This is a genomic window from Viridibacillus sp. NPDC096237 (assembly GCF_050278625.1).
Lineage (GTDB): Bacteria > Bacillota > Bacilli > Bacillales_A > Planococcaceae > Viridibacillus.
In genome coordinates, this window is record NZ_JBNNTI010000027.1 from 1 (window position 1) to 23,078 (window position 23,078).

22 protein-coding genes, 2 pseudogenes and 1 riboswitch are annotated in these 23,078 nt (G+C 34.6%); of the genes and pseudogenes, 15 read left to right on the forward strand and 9 right to left on the reverse strand.

Going from position 1 to position 23,078, the window contains the following annotated elements:
• The 6 genes and pseudogenes from ACQKMD_RS14520 to ACQKMD_RS14545 form a co-directional block, all read left to right on the forward strand.
• On the forward strand, positions 1-88 hold an 88-nt coding region (locus ACQKMD_RS14520), incomplete at its 5' end, for an IS3 family transposase (protein WP_427752919.1).
• Between the two features lie 1,036 nt (positions 89-1,124).
• Entirely contained in the window at positions 1,125-1,256 is a 132-nt protein-coding gene (locus tag ACQKMD_RS14525) for a hypothetical protein (RefSeq protein ID WP_427752869.1), read from the forward strand.
• Positions 1,257-1,275: 19 nt separating this feature from the next.
• Positions 1,276-1,455, forward strand: a complete 180-nt coding sequence (locus tag ACQKMD_RS14530; RefSeq protein ID WP_427752920.1) for an isocitrate lyase/phosphoenolpyruvate mutase family protein — start codon at positions 1,276-1,278, stop codon at positions 1,453-1,455.
• A 252-nt stretch (positions 1,456-1,707) separates the two neighbouring features.
• Positions 1,708-2,235 (forward strand): bifunctional transcriptional activator/DNA repair enzyme AdaA, encoded by a 528-nt coding sequence (locus ACQKMD_RS14535; RefSeq protein ID WP_427752921.1) that lies wholly within the window; start codon positions 1,708-1,710, stop codon positions 2,233-2,235.
• Between the two features lie 12 nt (positions 2,236-2,247).
• On the forward strand, positions 2,248-3,156 hold the full coding sequence (locus tag ACQKMD_RS14540; RefSeq protein ID WP_427752870.1) for a DNA-3-methyladenine glycosylase 2: 909 nt from the start codon (positions 2,248-2,250) through the stop codon (positions 3,154-3,156).
• A pseudogene (locus tag ACQKMD_RS14545) lies at positions 3,149-3,665 on the forward strand (methylated-DNA--[protein]-cysteine S-methyltransferase). The gene ACQKMD_RS14540 and the pseudogene ACQKMD_RS14545 overlap by 8 nt, the downstream one beginning before the upstream one ends.
• A gap of 88 nt (positions 3,666-3,753) precedes the next feature.
• Here the strand turns inward: ACQKMD_RS14545 and ACQKMD_RS14550 are convergent.
• Positions 3,754-4,944: a coenzyme F420-0:L-glutamate ligase gene (locus ACQKMD_RS14550; protein WP_427752871.1), complete on the reverse strand. Its 1,191-nt coding sequence runs from the start codon at positions 4,942-4,944 to the stop codon at positions 3,754-3,756.
• 125 nt (positions 4,945-5,069) lie between these two features.
• Between ACQKMD_RS14550 and ACQKMD_RS14555 the strand changes: the two genes are divergently transcribed.
• Positions 5,070-5,960: a LysR family transcriptional regulator gene (locus ACQKMD_RS14555; protein WP_427752872.1), complete on the forward strand. Its 891-nt coding sequence runs from the start codon at positions 5,070-5,072 to the stop codon at positions 5,958-5,960.
• A 52-nt stretch (positions 5,961-6,012) separates the two neighbouring features.
• On the opposite strand, the gene guaC is transcribed toward ACQKMD_RS14555, so the two are convergent.
• On the reverse strand, positions 6,013-6,996 hold the full coding sequence (guaC, locus tag ACQKMD_RS14560; RefSeq protein ID WP_427752873.1) for a GMP reductase: 984 nt from the start codon (positions 6,994-6,996) through the stop codon (positions 6,013-6,015).
• A gap of 462 nt (positions 6,997-7,458) precedes the next feature.
• On the opposite strand from guaC, the gene ACQKMD_RS14565 reads away from it, so the two are divergent.
• The 5 genes from ACQKMD_RS14565 (at position 7,459) to ACQKMD_RS14585 (ending at position 12,288) form a co-directional block, all read left to right on the forward strand.
• On the forward strand, positions 7,459-7,650 hold the full coding sequence (locus ACQKMD_RS14565; protein WP_427752874.1) for a hypothetical protein: 192 nt from the start codon (positions 7,459-7,461) through the stop codon (positions 7,648-7,650).
• 336 nt (positions 7,651-7,986) lie between these two features.
• Complete coding sequence (locus tag ACQKMD_RS14570) at positions 7,987-9,435, forward strand: hypothetical protein (protein WP_427752875.1); 1,449 nt, start codon at positions 7,987-7,989, stop codon at positions 9,433-9,435.
• A 120-nt stretch (positions 9,436-9,555) separates the two neighbouring features.
• A riboswitch (Lysine riboswitch) is annotated at positions 9,556-9,737 on the forward strand.
• A 134-nt stretch (positions 9,738-9,871) separates the two neighbouring features.
• Positions 9,872-10,720, forward strand: a complete 849-nt coding sequence (locus ACQKMD_RS14575; RefSeq protein WP_427752876.1) for a transporter substrate-binding domain-containing protein — start codon at positions 9,872-9,874, stop codon at positions 10,718-10,720.
• 63 nt (positions 10,721-10,783) lie between these two features.
• Entirely contained in the window at positions 10,784-11,527 is a 744-nt protein-coding gene (locus tag ACQKMD_RS14580) for an amino acid ABC transporter permease (protein WP_427752877.1), read from the forward strand.
• Between the two features lie 23 nt (positions 11,528-11,550).
• Positions 11,551-12,288 carry an amino acid ABC transporter ATP-binding protein gene (locus ACQKMD_RS14585; protein ID WP_427752878.1) on the forward strand — a complete coding sequence of 246 codons (738 nt, stop codon included), beginning with the start codon at positions 11,551-11,553 and terminating at the stop codon, positions 12,286-12,288.
• A 58-nt stretch (positions 12,289-12,346) separates the two neighbouring features.
• Here the strand turns inward: ACQKMD_RS14585 and ACQKMD_RS14590 are convergent, their stop codons facing one another.
• Entirely contained in the window at positions 12,347-13,237 is an 891-nt protein-coding gene (locus ACQKMD_RS14590; RefSeq protein ID WP_427752879.1) for a LysR family transcriptional regulator, read from the reverse strand.
• A gap of 112 nt (positions 13,238-13,349) precedes the next feature.
• Here ACQKMD_RS14590 and ACQKMD_RS14595 point away from each other — a divergent pair, with 112 nt between their 5' ends.
• Together ACQKMD_RS14595 and ACQKMD_RS14600 are read left to right on the forward strand one after the other, a co-directional pair.
• Positions 13,350-14,351, forward strand: a complete 1,002-nt coding sequence (locus ACQKMD_RS14595; protein WP_427752880.1) for a YeiH family protein — start codon at positions 13,350-13,352, stop codon at positions 14,349-14,351.
• 394 nt (positions 14,352-14,745) lie between these two features.
• Entirely contained in the window at positions 14,746-14,961 is a 216-nt protein-coding gene (locus ACQKMD_RS14600; RefSeq protein ID WP_427752881.1) for a hypothetical protein, read from the forward strand.
• Between the two features lie 322 nt (positions 14,962-15,283).
• On the opposite strand, the gene ACQKMD_RS14605 is transcribed toward ACQKMD_RS14600, so the two are convergent.
• Positions 15,284-16,522 carry a hypothetical protein gene (locus tag ACQKMD_RS14605; protein ID WP_427752882.1) on the reverse strand — a complete coding sequence of 413 codons (1,239 nt, stop codon included), beginning with the start codon at positions 16,520-16,522 and terminating at the stop codon, positions 15,284-15,286.
• 42 nt (positions 16,523-16,564) lie between these two features.
• Positions 16,565-17,389, reverse strand: a complete 825-nt coding sequence (locus tag ACQKMD_RS14610) for a hypothetical protein (RefSeq protein WP_427752883.1) — start codon at positions 17,387-17,389, stop codon at positions 16,565-16,567.
• A gap of 990 nt (positions 17,390-18,379) precedes the next feature.
• Here ACQKMD_RS14610 and ACQKMD_RS14615 point away from each other — a divergent pair.
• Positions 18,380-18,692 (forward strand): annotated as a pseudogene (locus ACQKMD_RS14615) (transposase); the annotation flags it as partial.
• A 500-nt stretch (positions 18,693-19,192) separates the two neighbouring features.
• On the opposite strand, the gene ACQKMD_RS14620 reads toward ACQKMD_RS14615, so the two are convergent.
• The 4 genes from ACQKMD_RS14620 to ACQKMD_RS14635 are packed head-to-tail and all read right to left on the reverse strand — an operon-like array spanning position 19,193 to position 22,964.
• Positions 19,193-20,200 (reverse strand): FecCD family ABC transporter permease, encoded by a 1,008-nt coding sequence (locus ACQKMD_RS14620; RefSeq protein WP_427752884.1) that lies wholly within the window; start codon positions 20,198-20,200, stop codon positions 19,193-19,195.
• Complete coding sequence (locus ACQKMD_RS14625; protein ID WP_427752885.1) at positions 20,197-21,207, reverse strand: FecCD family ABC transporter permease; 1,011 nt, start codon at positions 21,205-21,207, stop codon at positions 20,197-20,199. The genes ACQKMD_RS14620 and ACQKMD_RS14625 overlap by 4 nt, the downstream gene beginning before the upstream one ends.
• 36 nt (positions 21,208-21,243) lie before the next feature.
• Positions 21,244-22,170, reverse strand: coding sequence for an iron-hydroxamate ABC transporter substrate-binding protein (locus ACQKMD_RS14630; RefSeq protein ID WP_427752886.1), 927 nt, complete (start codon positions 22,168-22,170; stop codon positions 21,244-21,246).
• Entirely contained in the window at positions 22,167-22,964 is a 798-nt protein-coding gene (locus tag ACQKMD_RS14635; protein ID WP_427752887.1) for an ABC transporter ATP-binding protein, read from the reverse strand. The genes ACQKMD_RS14630 and ACQKMD_RS14635 overlap by 4 nt, the downstream gene beginning before the upstream one ends.
• Positions 22,965-23,078 lie beyond the last annotated feature (114 nt).

Sequence of the window (23,078 nt, forward strand, 5' to 3'; positions counted from 1 at the left end):
TTGGTACAATACTATTCGGTCGCACAGCAAACTAGGCTATCAAAGTCCGGTCGCTTATAAAAACTTAGCCCTTAAAAAAGTTGTTTGATTTAGTGATGACATACCAACGTGATCATAAATCCAAAAAGGGGCAATTGAGAATAAAGGATAATAAGAAATATTCCATGGGAACTAGTGCTATAAAAAAGGGAATTAGTTACGGAACTTGCTTATCTATGATTATTTCCTACACTATATATCATTCAATAGGATGGGCTATTATACACGGGTGTTTTAGTTGGCTTTACATTATATATTACTTTTTCAAATATTCACCCGGTTTATTTTAAAAATAGAAAAGTAGAAGGTAGCATTTTATTGGTTTGGAGAAGCGTCGGCTCGGCGCTCGACCGCGATTTTGTGGTCCTTTTTCTTCTAGATTCCGCAATATCGTTGCTTGTAATCCAGAAACGAGTTGATCTAAAAGTTTATGTCATTCAACTGATAGTTTTCTCTGAAATTTTACGTAAAGTTCTTCATAATAGATATGATTGCCCCTCTTTAAATTTGTTTATCCCCTATAATATCTTACAAGCGTCACCTAATTACCTATTTTTAACAAAAATCTCCCTAATTTTTTCAATATTTTAAATCGCACAAATTGCACATTAATATATGTCTTTTCGGAGGGGATTTTAAGTATATGTAGAGTAGAGGCGTTTAAGAAAATGAACAAAGTGAAAATATATTCTGAAAGTAGGGGGTATGGATTTACAATTCTTATTTAAAGAGCCAATTATAGATTTTTTTAGAGTTAAGCCCTGGTTAGCAAGGGCTTAAGTGTAGCAATATTTATATCGTTTATTAACGGTTTAAGGTTGCGTTGATTTAGAAGCCTGGTTAGATTATAAGATGTTATTTTAAATATTTCTAATTCAAGTAAATTTGTTTGCTATTAATAAGATGGGGAGAAGATAAATATCTATTGGATGTAAAGATGAATAATCAAAAAAATAATTTCAATATTTAAGGGGAAGAAATTACTTCTCTTTTTTATTTTCTAGACCATAAGAGCAAGAATGAGGACGAATTGAAAGCGGATGTCTTGTTAAAATGAGATTCAATAAACATTAGGAGGGAATAAAGTGACTACGATTCAGGAATTCAATGAACTTCATTCGTCTAAGGAACCGTTATTTTTAGGGAATGCCTGGGAACGTCTATTAGCCTTAATTCACGAGAAAGTGGGCTTCAAAAACAATAACAGAAAATGTTAAAATACCTGTTTCCGCGGACATTGAAGCAGGATATAGTGAAGATATGGATACAATTGTCGAATATGTGTTAAGAACTGCAGAGGCTGGTGTTGCAGGAATCAACATTGAGGATTCGCTGAAAAACAAAAAGGACAAACGATTGATTGAACACAAGCGTACGTGGAAAGTGGGGCTAGTGGAATATTTATCCCCGGTTTAATTAAAGAAATTGCTATAAATGTAGACGCTCCACTCAACATATTATTTTAACCTTTTAACCATTTATCATAAGCTAAAAGACTTAGGTGAGAAACGTTTTAGCTTTGGAAATGTTTTATCGGATAAAGTAATCGCCTTTTTAGAAAAAAATGTGACACAAATACTGGAGTTAAAGGATACTTCACTTTTATATGAGATTAACTAAAAGGACGGGGAATTAATTGTGAAAAAGATTAATCTTTCTTTTGAAGAAATGTGGGAAAAGATTATTGCGTGTGATCGAACATACGATGGGGTATTTTTTACTGCAGTAAAAACAACTAAAATTTATTGCCGTCCTTCATGTAAATCAAGAAAGCCCAAAAAAATAAATGTAGAGTTCTACTATGACAACATTGAAGTTGAAAATGCTGGTTTCCGTGCTTGTAAGAGATGTCAGCCGGAAGTCGAGTATTCCCCACATATCGGACTTGTCAGAAATGTAACGACCTTTTTAATCAATCATTATAAACAAAAGTTATCATTACAGGATATTGCTGATAATGTTGGTATAAGCCCGTATCATCTTGATCGTCTATTTAAACAGGAAACTTCAGAAACTCCACGTACTTATTTAGAAAAAATACGAATCGATAAAGCAAAGTATCTTCTTAAAAGTACAGACCAGACAAATCTCGAGATTTGCTATGAAGTTGGATTCCAAAGCCCCTCTAATTTCTATAAGTCATTTCGTCGTATAACGCATTATTCACCTAGTGAATATCGTAGCCTTGAAGGATAAGGAGTTGTGGAAATGAAGTGGATTGATCACCAGTCATATATAGAAATTTGTCCACCTACAGAATTCAATTTTGAAGAGTGTTTAATGTTTTTAGGTAGATCTGACCAAGAAGTACTACATCAAATACGAGAGGGCTATTTATATAAACTGATAAAGGTGAAACAAGAGTTAGTACTATGTAAAATAGGATGCATTCATAATGTAATTCAAGTTGAATTCCCTATAAATCCACTCACAGAAGGTGTTCGTAAAGATGTGGCATCGTATATATGGGAATGGTTTGATTTGGGTAAAGATCTCCGTATATTTTATGATGCAGCAAAGCAGGACAAGGTATTGCAGGGTTTTGTTCATAAATATTATGGCTTAAGAATAATGTGTATTCCAGATTTATTTGAAGCACTGTCATGGGCAATTATTGGACAGCAAATAAATTTAACATTTGCTTATATATTAAAAAAACGCTTTGTTGAGACTTTTGGTGAAAGTCTTACTTTTAAAGGAGATACCTTTTGGCTATTCCCGAACTATGAAAAGATCGCAACTATAAGTGTAGATGAGTTAAGGAAACTGCAATTTTCAGTAAGAAAGGCCGAATATGTAATTGGCGTAGCTAAGATCATGGTAAATGATAAATTAACAAAGGAAATGTTACTTGGGCATCAGGATTATCAACAAATTCAAAAATCGCTAATGAAGATTAGAGGAATAGGAGCTTGGTCGGCTGACTATGTGATGATGAAATGCTTACATCAACCTTCTGCCTTTCCAATAACGGATGTAGGCCTCCACAATGCATTAAAGCTCCAATTAGGGCTTGAACGTAAGCCGACGATAGATGAAATCAAAGAGATATCAGAAAATTGGGTAGGCTTGCAAGCATACGCAACCTTTTATCTATGGAGGTCTTTATATGAGTAAGTTATATAAATTAGATTACGACTCTCCGATTGGAGTGATAGAAATAATAGGTACAGATGAAGCAATTAGCTCTATTATGTTTTCTGAACAGGACAGAGCCGTAAATAATACACAAGAAGAAACGCCAATTGTTTTAGAAAATTGCTACAGTCAACTGGATGAATATTTTAAAGGCAAGCGTCATGAATTTACTTTTCCCATTAAATATGAGGGTACAGATTTTCAAAAAATTGTGTGGAACGCATTAACAAGTATTTCTTATGGAAAAAACAGCCTCTTATAAAGATATTGCTGTTTCAATAGAAAGTGAAAAAGCCATTAGAGTAGTAGGAAATGCAAATGGAAAGAATAAATTAAGTATAGTTATTCCTTGTCACCGAATTATTGGATCAAACGGGAATTTAACAGGTTATGCAGGTGGCTTGTGGAGAAAGGAATGGCTATTGCAGCATGAAAAAACTTGTAATAGGGAAGTACGACATGTGATGAAATATAACTCTTTAAAATAAAAAAGAGAGAATAGACAATTACCTATTCTCTCTTTTCAGATAGAAGTACTGTTTAAAATTTGTACAGTCCTACAATCATGTTTAAATCTTATTTAGTATAGTTATCAAAGTAACCTTGGATAAAGATCATTGGAGTACCTTTGTCACCACTACCTGATGTTAGATCAGATAGTGAACCGATTAAGTCAGTAAGTTGACGAGGTGTAGTACCTTGTGCTTCCATTGCTCCTACAAGGTCAGTGCCTTTATTATCAATGTATTCAGAGATAGCCTTTTTAAGTTCTTCTCCTCTTAAGTCAGCAAAGTTATTATCAGCTAGGTACTTTAATTTGATTTCATTCGGTGTGCCATTAAGGCCGGCTGTGTAAGCAGGTGATACAACTGGATCAGCTAGCTCCCAAATTTTACCTATAGGGTCTTTGAATGCGCCATCACCGTAAATCATAACTTCAACATTTTTGCCTGTTTTCTCTTTTAGCGTTTGTTGAATTTTATCTACAACAGGTTGGCAATTACGTGGGAAAAGTTTCACACTGTTTTCTGTTGATTTGTTTGAACCTAGTAGACCGTAACTTTCGTTGAAGCCACTACCATCAATTGATTCAGCTAAGATGTTATCTAGGCTGTAGATTTTTTCACCACCGTTTGCTTTTAAAATTCGTTTTGTTCTAAATCTTGTATGGATATCACAAGTTAGCACGCTCTTAGTGTATTCTAAAATTGTTTTTGGATTGTTTGAGAAGATTACTTCACATTCAACACCATATTCTTCAACTAATGATTTGTAGTAATCGATATAGTCAACACCAGTGAAAGTGTGTTTGTTGTGTCCGAATAATTCGCGGAATTGTTTTTCAGTTAACACGTCCGTCCATGGGTTAACACCTTTTTCATCAAGTATGTCAAGATCAACTAAGTGGTTACCTACTTCATCTGATGGGTAGCTAAGCATTAAAATAACTTTTTTAGCGCCTTTTGCAATACCACGAAGACAAATAGCAAAGCGGTTACGACTCAATATAGGGAAAATAACACCTACAGTGTCATCTCCAAATTTAGCACTAACGTCTTTTGCGATGTGATCAATTGAAGCATAATTACCTTGAGCGCGAGCAACGATTGATTCTGTTACTGTCACGATATCTTTATCTTGAATAGTAAAGCCTTCAACTTCTGAAGCTTTTAATACACTTTCTACAACGATATCTTCGATACTATCACCTTGATTAATAATTGGGCCACGAAGACCTCTTACAACTGTTCCAACTACTCTTTCCAAAATAATCGCTCCTCATTGCTATATTGTTTACTATTATTTTTTTATTCCCACAACTTGTAATATACCTCTAAATAGTGATATAAGTAAAATTAATATATCAAATGATAGGTATAAGGTGAATTTATATGGTAAGTAAATTAGATTTATATAAAGTGTTTTGTAAAGTGGGTAAAAGCTCGAGTTTTTCAAAAGCCGCCAATGATCTGTATATGACACAACCAGCTGTTAGTCAGGCGATTAAACAATTAGAAAATGAACTAGATATCCGCCTATTTAATAGAACACCTAAAGGGGTCTCTTTAACGTACGAAGGTAGTCTGTTATTCGAATATGCAAATTCAGCTATTAACTTACTTCATGTTGGAGAAGAAAAGCTTTTAGAATTTAAAGACCTAACAACGGGTGAATTGAAAATAGGTGTAGGTGATACAATCTCGAAGTATTTTTTACTTCCTTATTTAGAAGCTTTTTATAATCAGTACCCCAATATTAAATTCAAAATAATGAATGGTACAACATTGGAGCTTTGTGCAGTATTAAAATCAGGAGAGGTCGATATTGCCTTCTGTAACTTTCCTATTGATGATCCTACATTGGAGCTTAAACCCTGTATTGATGTCCAAGATATATTTGTTTGTGGGGAAAAATACAAGAAGACCCTTACGGAGCCACTTAGTTTTGCTTCAATAGTAAATCTGCCGCTAATATTACTTGAACAGCAATCTGTCTCTAGGAAATATGTAGATGATTATCTTATGACAAAAGGTGTTAAAATTTCACCAGAATTTGAACTAGGTTCACATGATTTGCTATTAGAGTTTGCTAAAATAAATTTGGGAATAGCTTGCGTAACTAAAGAGTTTTCCAAAGAGTATTTAAATAAAGGAGTGTTATATGAAGTGCCTTTAATAGAAGAAATCCCGAAAAGGAGTATAGGCGTATGCTTTTTAAAAAGTGTGCCGCTATCACCAGCTTCAACAAAGTTTGTTGAGATCGTAGAAAATAAACAAAAATAGAGAAATATTAAAACCGCCAAAAATTTTTGGCGGTTTTAATAGTTATAAGTTCTTAGTACGTTTTATCTCCATTAAAGATAGAGTTTTTAACTACAACATAATCTACTGTACGGATAGCGTCAAGTTTTTTGCCACCTGCATAAGAGATAGATGATTGAAGATCTTGCTGCATTTCAATAAGTGTATCCTTTAGAGAGCCTTTATGCTCTACATACAGTTTTTTACCTTCGACGTTTTTCTTCTCACCTTTTTGGAATTCAGAAGCCGAACCAAAGTATTCTTTAAGAAGTTTACCGTCTTTCTCAATTGTTTTACCTGGAGATTCCTCGTGTCCAGCAAATAACGAACCGATCATGACCATTGAAGCACCAAAGCGTACAGATTTAGCGATATCACCATTTGTACGGATTCCACCATCTGCGATAATCGGTTTAGTAGCAGCTTTTGAACACCAGCGCAGAGCAGCTAATTGCCAGCCACCTGTACCAAAGCCAGTTTTAATCTTTGTAATACATACTTTACCTGGTCCAATACCGACTTTAGTAGCATCAGCTCCAGCATTTTCTAATTCTCTTACAGCTTCGGGCGTACCAACGTTACCAGCGATTACAAAGCTAGCAGGTAAGTGTTTTTTTATATGTTGAATCATATTGATTACAGCATTAGAATGGCCGTGTGCAATGTCGATTGTGATGAAATCAGGAGTTATCTTGTCTGCTGCTAATTGTTCAATGAATGCATACTCTTCTTCTTTCACACCGACGCTAATTGAAGCTATTAATCCACGAGCGTGCATATCTTTAGTGAAATCTGCACGTTTACTTGGTTCAAAACGATGCATTATATAGAAATACCCATCTTCAGCTAATTGAATGGCTACTTTTTCGTCAATAATTGTTTGCATATTTGCAGGTACTACCGGCAATTTAAATGTATGTTCGCCTAAAGTAACAGAGGTATCACATTCAGATCTACTATTTACTATACATTTTGCAGGAACCAATTGAATATCTTCGTAATCAAATACATTTTCCATAAAATACACTCCTAAAACCGAATAATTATTATTTATGAAATTAAAACGTTCGTCTTTTAGTAATTTACATCATTTTCGTCTTTATGTCAAAAAATAATAAGCGTTTTCATTTTTTTCTATGAAATATATTTGGAGACAAAGTGTACAAAAACAAATAGAGTTTTAGGTGGGGGATTCTTAAAGGTGGGAAGTCTTAAGTACTAATGAAAAAGATATTTATAAAGATTAGTATTAGAAAATTTTGATGAAATATACATTGAAATTCCTGAAATGAAATTGGCAATTTGAATAGAAACATGCAATAAATTATGCCAAACTCACTTTCAATTATTTCAATTGTATCTTTTCTTAGAAATTCATAAGATATTCCTTTATTTATGTAAATAGTGGACATTATAAAGCCTTGCGATTAGTGGTATACTTATTCAATAGATTAAACATCTGAAAGGAGATGAAAATCTTTTGAAATACAGTAAACCACAAATGCAACAATTGATTAATGAAAATAAAGAGTTGCATACAAAATTTAAAGAGCTAAAAAAGTCGTTGGACCTTGAGAAAAACTATGCATTGAAAGCTTTATATCATGCAGAAGTTGCTGATGGCGGTAAATATCAACAAGCCTATCAAGAGTTAGATGGCCCAAAATACTAAGAATATTATTTTGATATATATTTGATTATCAAGGACATAAAAACAGATTAAAATGATAAATACAATGTCATTTGGGTGAGGATATATACTCAATGAAAAGTTATATTGTACAGAATATATTTAATTGTTAAATTAGTTTTTATTGGATAATGACAGGAAAAAGGTCTGCTTGAATGTGGGTCTTTTTTCATTTTTTTTAGTTTTATTCTGTTAAATTAGAAATATGACGTTATTTGCAGCTTATTTTTTTATATAATGTCCTATTTGATAGTAATTCACTGTTTAAGAAGTTAATATTATAGTAACAATAATATATTTCTTGAAAGGGAGCATCGTATGATAGAGATAGAAATGAAATTGAAGAAGTATTTAATTGGACAGCCTTCGATTATGATCAATGAAGATGAAACAATGGAAGATAGTATTGAAGTCCTTGATGCACGCAATGATGTCAATTATGGTTATATTGAAGTGACGGATGACAAAGAGCTGACTAATATCAACATTGACTTCGATAAATTAGTAGAAAATAATGGTGTTGGGCTAGAAAGTCTAGAAGAACTTGAGATGGATGAAATTTTACATATTACAGAGTCCTTTATGAAGGATTTCGGCCGTGAAGTAGTACAATTTAGTAATTTCTCTGAGATTGGAGAGGGCGAATATTTAGTAGTTTATGAAGCAATAGATAAAAAACTAAAACTTCCTTTACCTAATTCTGGTGCTGTAATTGAGATTAATTCATATGGTACTATTACAGCGGCAACTATATTCCAAGAGTATTATCAGCTTACATACCCAAAAGTAGAAATAACAGAAGATGAAGCTAGAGAAATTTTATGTAAAGAGATATTAGTGGAATTAGGAATCGAAGAAAATGAAGAGCTAGGCGAATTTGAATTAGTCTATCAACCAATTCGAGATTATATAGGCGTTACTGTTGATGGGGAAGTTCAAAAAGCAAGTCAGTTGTTCAGTGAAACAGAACTTGAACAATTTTCTGTTACACCCGTTCAAGTGACAAAGGCACTACCAAAGTTATTAGGTGCAACAGATCAATATGTATTGCGAGAAGAAGATGGCAATTTATATTGGTATGTTGCGGAAGACCTGGATGCAAAAGGTGAAGATGCAGAAGCTGTGATTGAAGTACTACATTTTGATGATGCGGGCGCTAATTATGAATCTAATGTAGTTTGGGATACAGAAGTAAAGACTGTGTTACCTTTTGAGCAATTGAAAGATAATGCAATGCAATTTTTAGAGATTATTTCTGGTGATATACACAATAAATACATGCTTGAAGAGCAATCTATACTACATGAAGATACAGAAGAATTTGATGATAATTCAGATGAGGATATCTTCAATGTGGATGAATATGATGAAGAGGAGTATGCTGACGAACATGAGGATGAACCAACAACTATGTTTACTTTTATCCCATATTTCCATGAATACAAATTAGAGAATTACTCTGTCCTAATTGAGGTAGGTATACATACAGGAATTATTCGTTCATGTCTGTATAGTGCTTTAAACATGGAGTCTATTCGAGGTATTAATATTACACCGATAATTTCATTACCAGAAGCTGATGCTATATATAAACAGAATTTACAGATGAAACTTTCACGTTTTGAAGAGATAGATGAAGATGATGAAATGACAATTTATAGTTTAAATTACTCAATTAACGCTCCTTCTGAAAATGGTGCAATTGATAAGATTAATGCTACAACAGGTGAAGTTACGTACGCAGAATCTGATATTGTTAGAGGCTAAAAACCAGTTGAAAGAAAAACAATATTATTCTGATTATTTCATCAAAAGGTTATTGACAGTAAAAGTTCGTTACTGTAGACTGTGTACAATGATAATTGAATACAAACCTCACTTTTTAATGGGTGAGGTAGAGGCGCGATATCTATTAGTCTTTAGTGGAGCTTGAGAAACTATGAAACTATGGAGAAGGAGATATCGCCGAAGTTTGTAATACACTCGATGTTACTTGCTGGGTCTGTAGTTAATAACTGCAGGACTGTCTCAATGAACATCCTAGTTCGTTGAGTTGAGCTATCTCATTTAGGGATAAGTAGAGGATTTAGGCTAATGTACAATGCGACCTGAGTTCATCTTAGGGCGCGTTTTTTATACGTACAATAGCCTTTTTTATTATTTATAGGTAAAAAACGGATATTATCTAAGGGGGAGAAATATTATGAAGAGAACATGGGTGATTTTTTCAAGAATGATTCTACTAGCAATTTTATTACTAGCAGGTTGTGGATCTAAAAATTCAGATTCAGGGAAATCTACTACAGGTGAAAAGAAAAAAGAAACATTCACAATTGGTATGGAAGCAGGCTATCCTCCGTTCAACTGGACACAAAAAGATGATTCAAACGGTGCCGTGAAGATCTCTGGTAACCCAGAATATGCTGGCGGTTATGACGTTGAGATTGCAAAACGTGTCGCAGATGCTTTAGGTAAAGAATTAGTAATTGTCAAAACAGAATGGGACGGCTTAGTACCTTCATTAACTTCAGGTAAAATTGATGCAATAATGGCGGGTATGTCACCAACTAAAAAACGTAAAAAAACCATTGATTTCACTGATAACTACTATACATCTAATTATGTAATGGTTGTTAAAAAGGGCAGTAAATACGAGAAAGCTACTTCAATCCAAGATTTTAGTGGTGCCAAAATTACAGGTCAATTAAATACGACACACTACGAGGTAATAGATCAAATTAAAGGTGTTAAGAAGCAAACAGCAATGGATAACTTTCCTGCAATGCGTGTAGCGCTTGAATCTGGTGTAATTGATGGTTATGTATCTGAACGCCCAGAAGGAATCAGTTCTTCAGCAGCAAATGATAAATTTGCAATGGTTGAATTCACGGATGGCTTTGAAGCATCAGAAGAAGATACAGCAATTGCTGTAGGTGTTAAAAAAGATAGTGATTTAAAAGATAAAATTAATGAAATTTTAAAAGGTGTCTCTGAAGAAGAACGTATCGAAATCATGGATACAGCGATTAAAAACCAACCAGCTGCAAAATAATGTATGACGGATACCGGCCGCGTATCAAGTAGTCGGTATTATTGCTTTTGAAGGAGGAACAGCATGAGTATTGATTGGATTATTAGCATCGTGACTGACAACTGGGAAATGTTCCTTCGCGGGGCATGGATGACATTATTAATTGCTATTGTTGGTACGATTTTTGGTGCTATCATTGGAATGTTTATTGGTGTTATTAATACGATTCCAAAGCCTGAACGTGGAGTAAAGAGAATTTTCTTAAGTTTAATTAATGCACTTCTTACAATATATGTGGAACTTTTCCGTGGAACGCCAATGATCGTTCAAGCAATGGTGATTTTCTATGGCTCTGCTCTAGCATTTGGTGTAGATATGGACCGTACGTTTGCTGCGATTTTCATCGTCGCGATTAATACGGGGGCGTATATGGCAGAAATTGTACGTGGGGGTATTATCTCAGTGGACAAGGGGCAATTTGAGGGTGCTCAAGCGATTGGTATGAATCATTGGCAAACAATGGTCCATGTAGTGTTACCACAAGTTTTACGAAACATTTTGCCATCAACAGGTAACCAATTTATTATGAATATTAAAGATACAGCGGTATTGAATGTAATTGGCGTAACAGAACTTTTCTTCCAAACAAAATCTGTTTCTGGAAATAATTTTCGTTACTTTGAATCATTCTTCGTAGCAGGTGTTTTATACTTAGTCATGACATTCACGGTTACGAAAATTTTACGCTATTTTGAAAAACGATTGGATGGCCCACAAAACTACCAAATGATTGATAATCAAGACCAAATGAATGGCAAAAAAGCATGATTGCGAGCAAAGGAGATAGACTTATGAAAAATGTAATCGAGATACAACATCTAAGCAAATCCTTTGGCACTCATGAGGTTCTTAAAGACATTGATTTCTCTGTAAACAAGGGGGAAGTTGTCTGTGTCATCGGCTCTTCAGGATCTGGGAAATCTACGCTTCTTCGTTGTATTAACTTATTAGAAAGACCAAGTGGAGGACAGATTATTTATCATGGTGAGAATATTCTAGATAACAACCATAATATAAATAATTATCGTACAAAGCTGGGTATGGTATTCCAATCATTCAATTTGTTTAATAATCTTAATGTATTAACAAACTGTATTGTAGGCCAAACAAAGGTTTTAAAACGTTCTAAGAGTGATGCTGAAGAGGTTGCAATGAAGTACTTGAAGGTTGTAGGTTTGGATCGTTATGTAAATGCCAAACCACACCAATTATCGGGTGGTCAAAAGCAACGTGTAGCTATTGCTAGAGCCTTGTCAATGGAACCTGATGTCTTACTTTTTGATGAGCCAACTTCTGCATTGGATCCAGAAATGGTAGGAGAAGTCTTAAAAGTGATGAAAGAATTAGCAGGTACAGGTCTTACGATGTTAATAGTGACACATGAAATGGAATTTGCAAGAGAAGTTTCAGATCGCGTCGTTTTCATGGATAAAGGGGTAATAGTGGAAGAGGGTCCACCTGAGCAAATCTTTAACCATCCAAAAAATGAACGTACAAAAGCTTTTTTAAAACGCACGTTAAAACAATAGGGGTATTGAATAAGAAAGCCGTTTCCTACATCATTCTATTGGTGTAAGAAGCGGCTTTTTAGATGGGCCACTTATTTTTTAATTCTTTTATGAACATGGAGGTAATCTTTTTATTTCCCATAATGGACGAGTATACGTAAGAAAAATTTCGTTTGAAAAAATGGTCTTCTAGTTGGATTACAGCGAGTGTTTTTCTTTTTAATTCGTGCTCAATAACATTCTTTGATAGTAGTGTAAGCCCATCAGTTCCTTGAATCATGAATTCTTTTAATCCTTGGTTGCTGCTAATGGATATTAGCGATTTAATATTAATATTATTAGATTCTAGTACATGCAGTAAGTAATTACGCGTCCCTGAGCCTTCTTCGCGGGTTAGCCATGTTTGATTATGTAAGTCTTGAATAGTTAAGCTTTCTTTTTTGACAAGTACATGAGATGGAGATGCGACCAACAATAACTCGTCTTCCATAAAGGGTTCTACTATTAACTCTTTATTGGTTGTTTGCCCCTCGATTAAGCCGATATCTACCTTCAGCGAATGAACGGCTTCGACAATTTCATCGGTATTACCGATTATTACTTCTAGGTCCAGTTCAGGATATTGTTGCTGTAAGGTAACGAGTAATGAAGGTAGTACGTATTCGCCTATGGTAAAGCTTGCACCAATAAGAAGTTTCCCTGATATTTCATTTTGGAGGGTTAGAATATCCGATTTTGTTTGATCATAAATGGCCAACATTTGTTTAGCACGCTCATAGAGAATTTCACCAGAGGGGGTAATTTTTAGCGATTTAGGTGAGCGTAAAAATAACTGCGTATTAAATTCGTTTTCTAAATTTTTTATGTGTAAACTGACACTGGGCTGAGAAATATGGAGGTATTCAGCTGTTTTCGTGAAATTTTTTATATCTGCTAAAGCAACAAATGTCTTTAAAGCATCGTAATACATTAAATTCCTCCTTATTAGAAATATTAATAGTATTAATTATTTATATGTATTTTACTGATTATTATTTCTCCAGTAAAGTTTAGGTACAAACAAAAATAAATGGGGTAAAAAAATGAGGAAAATAATAAACATTCTACCTGGATTGATATCTTGCATTGTTATCGCCCTTATTGGAATGGTAGTTGGTCATTTTTTTCCAAGCTTAGGGAGTGGATTATTTGCTATTTTAATAGGCATTCTGGTCGGTAATTTAAAGTTTGGATCTAAAACAATATTAAGACCAGGAATAAAGTTTTCTGAAAGTAAACTGTTATATTATTCAATTATCTTATTGGGTGCAACGTTAACGTTTAATTCTTTATTTAATATTGGCATATCAGGCATATCTTACATTCTTATTCAAATGTCTGGAACAATTGCTTTTGTCATATGGTTAGGGGAAAAATTGAGTTTAAGTGAAGATTTCCGATTATTGATGGCGAGCGGTAATGCTGTTTGTGGATCTTCTGCAATTGCTTCAACTGCGCCAGCTATCCATGCAAAAACGTCCGATATGGCTGTATCCATAACAATTGTAAACTTATTAGGTACAGTAATGATGGTTCTTTTACCTGTTATCACAAGCACAGTTTTTCATAATAACGTTCTGCCTTCTTCAGCTCTAATCGGTGGGACATTGCAATCCGTAGGGCAAGTTGTTGCCAGTGGAAGCATTGTGGGTGAGGCTGTGAAAGATCAGGCAGAAGTTTTTAAAATTAGCAGAATCATTTTCTTAGCGTTAGTTGTATTTGTTCTAAAACGTATAAAAATGAAAAATCAAGAAGTACGAGAAGCTACTAAAAGAAAATTCAGTATGAGGTCAATTGTCCCTTGGTATGTTGCCGGCTTTCTATTATTGTGCATAATCAATAGTGTTTTTTTATTTCCAACATCAATTACACATCCGATAAAAGTTTTTGGGAATTATTTGGAGATCATTGCACTTGCGGGTATTGGTATGAGTGTTAATGTAAAAGATTTAACACAGCATGGATGGAAATTATCTGGATATGCAGGTGGAATTGGGTTATTCCAAATTATTTTCGCTTTAATCCTAATATTCATTTTGCTTTGATATCATAAAAGTAAACACTTAATTTCCAATATAAAACTATAAAAATAACTATTGTGGGTAGAGATAAATATGCTACCTAAAAGGATAGATTAGGTTTTCCGAAGCTTACCGCTCGCTTTCCGCGGGCGAGAGCCGAGCCGCTTCGTCACTACGCTCCTGCAGGGTCTCGACTGTCTCGCTTTCCCGCAGGAGTCAAGCGGACGCTTCTCCAAACCAATAAAGTGCTACCTTCTATTTTTCATTGACTCATTCATTTTAATAGATGTTAGACTGTAGACAAACTGCGAATAAATTTGGGTTTATCTGCCAACGCTGAAAAAATCGCGATGACCGTTGACCCCTTTGATAATGGCTTTATTGCATATTAGTACTTATGAGCGATGAGATGGTAGCGATGCGTGTTGAAAATAAGGCGCTATATGAGCGATTAGAAGGGTCAGAAAGCAAACAGGGGGCCACTTTGAAGGCGATTGAATCGGATAACAAAGATAATGAGCAAATGAACGAACTTATGAATGAAATTAAGAAACTCAATGCAAAGATAGAAATGTTAGAGAAAGAAGAACAAAGGGGATCAAAAGAACCCTTCTTTGCTAACAAGATTGTTTAAAAAAAATAAAATTATTGTCTTTTTATTTATTGTGTATTTAGACATATTTGATTCACTTAATAGTGAAGGAATGTCTTTTTCAAAAACTTTTAATATACAATTCCTTGTTTGAGCATTAAGGAGTAGACATGTGCGAACGATCTCCGCCCCGTGTAAAAGAGGGGTAACTTACAGAAACGAAATAACCTTTCCCTTTAATATAACGTAGCCAGCTAATCGCAGTGTTGAAACGCGATTAGCTGGCTATTTTCTCTATAATAGAAACAAAACCTTATGTAGCGATTATTACCCTATTAACAAAATGGTTATTTTTTTAATAACTTTATTGAATGACAGCAAAGGTCATCGTTAAGTAGGTGGATAAAGGCATTTTAACGACCGTTCTTGATAGGTGCTCACCATTTGCTAAATTAAAAGCATTTATTTCACCACGTTCAATAGCATCATCACTATCATTATTGCGAAGATCATACATAGTGAAAATGTACGCTTTATTTCCTTTAACGGTTATTTGTTCTGTAAATGTACTTTTTTGTTCTAGAGCTGAACGTTGATCCTGTGGTATTTTGAAAGTAAGTTTTTTCATCTGTTCTTGATCATTCATCACATATGCTTCTGAATAGTCACTTAAAATAACGATTTGATCATCGACAACCGCTAGTGAGCCTGGATTAAAATTTTCATCACCAATCGAAATTTTTTTGACAATTTTTAAAGTTTTAGGGTCAATTTTCACAAGCTTCCCTGTATTTATAATTGTATCATCAGTATCCGATACAGTCTTCATTTGATTGACTGTATAATACAAATATCCTTTGTAATATACTAGTGTCGGATTGCTTGGTAAACCTGTTCGTGAAAACTCCTCATCCTCTAAATCTAATTTTTTTGAGGAAATGACCTTATTGTTTTTTAAGTCGATGTGATGGATATACGTAATCGCATCCGGATCAGCCGTCGTAATGTATGCCTCATCCTTTTCAACATGCATGGAATGAGCAAAACCGTGTGGAATAACGAATGATTTCTTGTCATTCGGTTTATTTTGTCGCCAATATACTAGCTTTTGACCGTTATTTAGACTCCCTGCAATGTCATAAATAACATAATCATTATTCGAATAAAGTGAAAAGGAATTACTCGATTGTTCACTCATATTAATTGACTCAATCTTACCTGTTTTCAAGTCGATTGATGAACGCTGTTGAGAGCGGTTATTAACGACATACGCTTTATCGTGGGCTGTCGTCATACCGATTGGTTCCGATAAATCTTGCTTGACGCTTTGCGATAAAAAACGACCTGCCTCATCAATAACGTAAAAAGCTCCTGTATTAGAATAACTATGACTTTTTAATTCCGAAAAGGCTAATAAATATTTGCCATTTTTCATCTCTAATGAGTCAGTTGCTTTGGGTAAGTTTTCTACGAGTGGCACTTCTTTCTCCTCTAAAAGAGGGGAATACGCAATGTTAAGAAGGAGGCGTGGTAAAAAATAGCCTGCTGCTGCAATCACAATTAAAATACCACCGATAATGTAAAACCATTTATATTTCTTCATCATTATCTCCTATTTTATATCTTTAGTTATTTATACTATAATTTATAGAATAATAGTATTATTAGACTTAAGTATTTCCATTGGCGTAACAACTGTATCAATCGTAATATAATCAACATCGATACCTTGCTCTAACCAAGCTCTCCATACTAATGATGAACAATAAAAATGACTAGTTCTACGCTTGTTAAGGAACTGATAACTATAGGGTTTGTTGGCATCCACTTGAGCCCTTGCATATTTATAAGCTCCTTCAGATTTGTCAGCAGTTTTCCCTTTAACTTTTAGAAGATAGACATCCTTTTTACCTCCCCATCTATTGTGATACATCTCAGGTCCGGTTTTCTGCTCTCCTCCAACAATTCTCCCTTTAGGTGACCAGTCCATCGCAAAAGATTCTATTGTATATTCTGGATTTTTTGAAACTAACGCAGTATGACCAACTGACCAGTAAGAATTACTAGAACTATTACTACCTTGTCTTGCATCAATTATAATATTTCCTTTTGATCCAATAGCTGGACTTGCTGCCCTTGGTTGGATGAAGCTGTTCTCGTTCTCGTTCTCGCTCTCGCTCTCGTTTAATTGTTGCTCTTGCATTTTTTCTCTTGCAGCCTGTGCATATTGTTCAGATGTACCTTCTTGCATTGTGTGAGCCCAATTTAAGATTTCTTCATCAGTCATACCATTATTTTGCATTGAAATTACTGCGTCATGTGCTTCCAATTCTGTTTTATCGAATTTTTCTTGAATTAATAATTCAGCACTTCTTAATTCTTCTCCCTCTTGAGCGAATGCATACGTATTAATATTAGTACTTAATAATGTAAGCGTTAAAATACTCCCTATAATCATTTTTGATTTCAAAATAACATCCCCATTCAATATAATATAATAGTGTAAAATTTCACCGTTTAAGTAAAAAAATACTATTTCAATATAACATTAGTATTATTTTTTGTAAATATTTTATTTTAATAAAAATAATGTAAATTTAATAACTTTAAATCCTTATCTAGAATCAATGATCAAAAATGTATTAAATTAAGTGTATATGTAATATTAACATTAAAACTAAAAAAATGGTAAAATTTATTTTGATAATAAAGGATATATGTTTTATTTTTAATAAAAAGTTTCGGAGGAGGAGGGAAAAGATATGATAAAAATAATAGGCGCTATGTTTATAATTTCATCTGGACTGTAGCACAATGTAACGGGCTAGTAGTCTTAAATAGACATAGCCAAAAATTTAAAGGATACGTGCGTAGTTTTTTAGCTATTGTACATTTGAAAAGTCGATTAACTCTCAAAAGGGAGCAATCGGCTTTTTTATTTTTAAAAACTAAAACTGAAAGGAGTGAGATTTCAAACAAACGAATGAAGGAAACTTTTTATGTTTACATTTATGGTTTTCCTTCTCTAAAATAGGTAATACCATTTTTTAGCTTTCAAATACGTATTAGTGGATGATTTTTAGAAGTTATTCCGTATTTTTTAAGAAGTCGTCAAACCAAATTTATTTGGAGATTCGGCATAAAAACCAAGTGTCTATATACTCGTTTACGAGCAATTGGCTGATACAAAAAACAAAATAAGAGGACAGATCAGGTAGGTCACTAACCAAGTAAGGGATGGTTAAGAGGACGTGCTTTTTTTGCGTCCAAAAAATGAATGGAGCTTTCCGCGAGCGAGAGCCGATCCGCTTCGTCTCTACGCTCCTGCAGGGTCTCGTCTGTCTCGCTTTTCCCACAGGAGTCGAGCGGACGCTTCTCCAAACCAAAATCATGAGCGTAGCCAATTAGAAATAATTACAATTTAACAATGTTCCAGATATTTAGTTCGCATATAAAATCACTCACTCCAGCCCTTCCTTATACACTTCCAAAAACATAAGAGAGATACTTTCGAAAATACGAATATGTTTATGACGAATTTTATGATTGTTATATCTGTCGTGAAGGAGAGATTTTAAAATACACAACCACAACGAAAGAAGGATATCGCGCGAATCCTTTAAAGTGTAAAAATTGTCCACTGTTAGTTCAATGTACGCAAAGATAGAATCACCCAAAGTTGATTCAACGACATATGTGGGAAGAGTATTTTGAAGAAGCTGAGGATTTTCGTCATACAAAGACAAGTTAAAGAAATATATGCGCGAGATAAAATTGGAATGAGCAAATTCAACTGCCTTTTGTCTTCAGTCTGAACCTCTCATAAAAGAGAGGCTTTTTTATTTTAAAGTCTAATTGGCGAGTTTCTTTAAATTCATAGCAGCAAAAGTCAGTATCACCTGCACGGACAATTTTTAAGACCTAAAATGGTCGTATTCGAATACGACCACCTTTAATTATAGTAATATTTAATAAATTTCCAGGCATATATTAAAGGTTGAGAGGGGGGAAGGATATTAAGCTTGTTATTAGTTGGAAGATTTTCTTGTTGATTTGCCCTATACTGTTGTTTACGATTTGGAAGATTGATATGCTTATTTGCTCTGCTTTTATTTGTGGAATTATAATCTCTGATGGTGGTAAATGGTTATTGAAGAAAAAGTTTGATCAACAGTGTAATTAAACAGGGACAAAATAAAAAAGACTGTAGACAAACTCTAATTTTTTCGAGTTTGTCTACAGTCGGATCTCTTATTTAATGAGAGGTTTTTGTCTATTTTCTAAATAACAAGTAAATGAAGTAAGGTGCACCAATTAGAGATACGATAATACCTGCTGGAATGCTATTGAAGCTTATAATATTACGCCCTATAGTATCCGCAAGTAGTAACAGCCAACCGCCAGTTAAAATAGCTACTGGTATGAATAATTGATTTCTCGGTCCTATCAATGCTTTCGCAATGTGAGGCGATAAAAGTCCAATGAAGGCAATACCACCAGTCACTGAAACTGCAGAAGCAGCTAATGCTACAGCAGTTAAAAGTAAAACAATTCTTTCCTTCTCTAGCGAAACGCCCACTCCTATAGCAACAGGTTCACTCAAGTTTAATAAGTTTAGCTTATTCGCCTTAAATAGTGTGAAAGGGATTAATATAGCAAGCCAAGGTAAAATTGCCCAAACAAAAGGCCAGTCAGTTCCCCAAATATTACCCGCAAGCCATTTGGCGATAAAATCAACTTTCGTGCGCTCCGCTGATGAAATAAGGACGATCATTACACCAGAAAGCGCCATGGAAAAGCCAATTCCAACTAATACTAAACGTACAGGTTGTAGACCCTCTTTCTTACTATAAGAAAAAGCATATATCAAAATAGCTGTTAGTAAAGCACCTAAAAAAGCGACTGCTGGTAGGGCATAAACGAATGTTCCAACATCAACAGGGAAAAATAAAAAGAAAATAGCTACGCCAACTCCAGCGCCAGCATTAATCCCGATAATCCCTGGATCTGCTAAGTCATTGCGAGTAATACTTTGCAAAATAGAACCAGATAAGGCAAGCGCCATACCCGCTAAAACTGTTATAAGAATACGAGGTAATCGTATTGAAAAGAGCACAAACTCTTCTTTAAAAGTACCGTTACCCAGAAGTGTAGGAATGATGCGATCGAATGTAACAGAAGATGCGCCCATGCCTAAACCTATAATAAATGTAGCTACAATTAAAGCACATAGTACAAATATGATTAATCTTTGTCTTCTAATCAAATAAGGTGCAATCATGAGAATACTTTGCCCCCTCTACGAACGATGATTAAGAAGAATGGTAGGCCTAGAACGGCAATAATTGCTGCAATAGGTGTTTCATAAGGTGCGTTAATTGTTCGTCCCACTGTATCAGCTAAAAGCATAAAAGCAGCGCCAATGATTGCAGACATTGGAATAACAAAGCGATAATCTGTACCGACAATGGCACGCACGATATGAGGTACCATTAAACCAATTAATGCCATATTCCCTACAAGTGCTACAGATGTTCCAACTAAAATGATAATGATGAAAAATAAAACCATCTTCACGCGCATTGTATTTTGTCCTAAGCCAACAGCTACCTCTTCACTCAAACTTAGCAAAGTAAGCTGTCTTGAGAGAAGCAGAGCTACAAGTAGACCTACTATAATAATAGGTATAATTAGCTGTAGCTGACTCCATGCAGTACCTACAAGGCCCCCCGCTGTCCACATAGAAACGTTTTTTGAAATCTTAAAGTATAACGCTACCCCGTCAGCTATAGCATAAAGGAATGCAGAGACTGCAGTTCCGGCTAACACCATTCGGAGTGGAGAAAATCCACCTCTTTTTAACATGCCAATTCCAAATACTAAAATAGCCCCAATTGCGGCACCTATGAAACAAGCAATCATAATACCAAAATAGTTTATGGATGGTAGAAGAGCAAAGGTGATGGCTAGAGCGGCATTTGCGCCAGCAGTTAGTCCAAGTAATCCAGGATCTGCTAATGGATTTCGTGTCATGCCTTGCATAATAGCACCCGCAACAGAAAGGGCGGCACCAACAAAAATGGCGCCGACCTCTCTTGGTAAACGGATTTCTCGAATCATCGTAATGGTATCACTCGCTGAATCTGAAGTAATAGCTAGCCATACTTCTCTTACAGAAGTATTTGCAGCACCGAATACCATAGCTACTGTAAATATACAGATCAGAACGATAATTCCTACTATGAATTTAATAACAAACGGTATGGATTGTTGTTTTTCTTTCGTCATAGTTAATCATCATTCCTATTTTAAAATTAGTGATGCTTATTTTCCTAAGAAATGGTCTTTGAAGAATTCTAATTGTAATTCTAGAGTTAGAGGATCATTGAAATAGAATTCTTTAGCATTTGCTTCATATACATGACCATTTTTAACAGCAGGAATGTTTTTATATGTTTTCGTTTTTTGGAATGAAGTATCACCATCTGAGAATTTACTTAAGATAACATAGTCACCAGCATAATCAGGTAAGACTTCTTGAGATAAAGCATAGTAGCCGTCTTTTAAGACTGACTCTTCTACTTTTTTAGGCATTTTTAATTTCATTTCTTGATATAAAATTTCTGTTCCGCGGCCCCAGTGATCGCCGTATACATATAGGTCTTTATTGAAATTTTCAATGACAGAAACGGTTGTATCTTCCCCGATTTTTGCACGGATTTCATCACCTGCAGTAGCAGCGCGTTCTTTAAAATCGTCAACCCATGCTTTTGTTTCTTTTTCTTTATTTAATAATTTACCAATTTCCAAATGTTGTGTAAGGTAGTCTACTTTGCCATAAGTAAATGTTACTGTTGGAGCAATTTCTTTTAGTTTATCAATGTTTTTAGCAGTTGAAAGACCAATGATTAAGTCTGGTTCAAGCTCTATAATTTTCTCTATATCTTCATCTGTTACTTCTTCAACGTCTTTTAAAGTTGAATCAAAGCGAGGATTCATTTTTGCCCAAGAATCAACACCTACAAGGGGTACATCAAGTGCCATTACGTTACCTGCAAAAGAACCCAATACTATTACTTTTTTGGGGTTGGCAGGCACTTCTACTGGACCATTTTCAGATTCATAAGTAATCGTCGTTGGCTCATTTTTTTTATCTGCTGAAGTATCCTCAGCTTTATCCTCGGTTTTATTGCCACAAGCGGCAATGATTAGAACGAATAATAATAAGAATGGTAAAAATAATTTTTTCATTTATTTGCTCCTTCTAATAAATCATATGTGACACACATAGGTTTGTTTGTTCTAGGGTCTATTCCGATATGGGCATCAATCGCGAATACTTTTTCGAGTACATCAGCTGTAATGACATCCTCACAATTGCCAGCTTTCACGATTTCTCCATCTTTTAATGCAATAATATAATCAGCAAAACGTGCTGCCTGATTTAAATCATGTAATACCATGATGATTGTACGTTCTTGTTCTTTGTTTAACTTTTGTAAAAGGCTGAGAACTTCTAGTTGATGAGCCAAATCTAAATATGTTGTTGGTTCATCAAGGAAAATGATTTCTGTTTCTTGTGCAAGTGCCATTGCAATCCAAACACGTTGCCTTTGACCGCCCGATAATGCGTCAACAGAGCGATATTTGAATTCAGTAGTTCCTGTTACATCAAGTGCCCATTCAATGACGTCATAATCCTCTTTTGTTAGTCGACCAAGTCCTTTTTGATAAGGGAAACGTCCATAGGATACGAGCTCTCCAACGGTTAACCCACTAACGCTCTCTGGTGTTTGAGGGAGAATTGCCATTTTACTCGCTAAGTCTTTTGTGTTTTGCTTAGCAATATTTTCACCATCTAGCAGGACTGCACCTGATTGCTGAGAAATAATACGTGTCATTGTTTTCAAAAGCGTTGATTTACCACAACCATTTGCGCCGATGATCGTTGTGATTTTTTTATCAGGAATTGATATACTCAATTCTTTGACAATTAAACGGTCACCATAACCAATGCTTAAGTCATCTGTATATAGGCGAACCATGATATAACTAACCTCCGTTTACAAAATAAAATTAATAGTTTACAATTGAGAATGAATTTCAATATCATTCTGCATGCTTAAATATAAAGCGAATGATATTGATTGTCAATTATT

Bases quoted from the DNA above. Each gene is read 5' to 3' on its own strand.
- ACQKMD_RS14570 (WP_427752875.1), top strand. From the start codon at position 7,987: ATGATAGAGATAGAAATGAAATTGAAGAAGTATTTAATTGGACAGCCT.
- ACQKMD_RS14630 (WP_427752886.1), bottom strand. From the start codon at position 22,170: ATGAAAAAATTATTTTTACCATTCTTATTATTATTCGTTCTAATCATT.
- ACQKMD_RS14540 (WP_427752870.1), top strand. From the start codon at position 2,248: ATGAAGTGGATTGATCACCAGTCATATATAGAAATTTGTCCACCTACA.
- ACQKMD_RS14620 (WP_427752884.1), bottom strand. From the start codon at position 20,200: ATGATTGCACCTTATTTGATTAGAAGACAAAGATTAATCATATTTGTA.
- guaC (WP_427752873.1), bottom strand. From the start codon at position 6,996: ATGGAAAATGTATTTGATTACGAAGATATTCAATTGGTTCCTGCAAAA.
- ACQKMD_RS14590 (WP_427752879.1), bottom strand. From the start codon at position 13,237: ATGTATTACGATGCTTTAAAGACATTTGTTGCTTTAGCAGATATAAAA.
- ACQKMD_RS14555 (WP_427752872.1), top strand. From the start codon at position 5,070: ATGGTAAGTAAATTAGATTTATATAAAGTGTTTTGTAAAGTGGGTAAA.
- ACQKMD_RS14595 (WP_427752880.1), top strand. From the start codon at position 13,350: ATGAGGAAAATAATAAACATTCTACCTGGATTGATATCTTGCATTGTT.
- ACQKMD_RS14605 (WP_427752882.1), bottom strand. From the start codon at position 16,522: ATGAAGAAATATAAATGGTTTTACATTATCGGTGGTATTTTAATTGTG.
- ACQKMD_RS14600 (WP_427752881.1), top strand. From the start codon at position 14,746: ATGCGTGTTGAAAATAAGGCGCTATATGAGCGATTAGAAGGGTCAGAA.
- ACQKMD_RS14535 (WP_427752921.1), top strand. From the start codon at position 1,708: ATGTGGGAAAAGATTATTGCGTGTGATCGAACATACGATGGGGTATTT.
- ACQKMD_RS14575 (WP_427752876.1), top strand. From the start codon at position 9,872: ATGAAGAGAACATGGGTGATTTTTTCAAGAATGATTCTACTAGCAATT.
- ACQKMD_RS14580 (WP_427752877.1), top strand. From the start codon at position 10,784: ATGAGTATTGATTGGATTATTAGCATCGTGACTGACAACTGGGAAATG.
- ACQKMD_RS14585 (WP_427752878.1), top strand. From the start codon at position 11,551: ATGAAAAATGTAATCGAGATACAACATCTAAGCAAATCCTTTGGCACT.
- ACQKMD_RS14625 (WP_427752885.1), bottom strand. From the start codon at position 21,207: ATGACGAAAGAAAAACAACAATCCATACCGTTTGTTATTAAATTCATA.
- ACQKMD_RS14635 (WP_427752887.1), bottom strand. From the start codon at position 22,964: ATGGTTCGCCTATATACAGATGACTTAAGCATTGGTTATGGTGACCGT.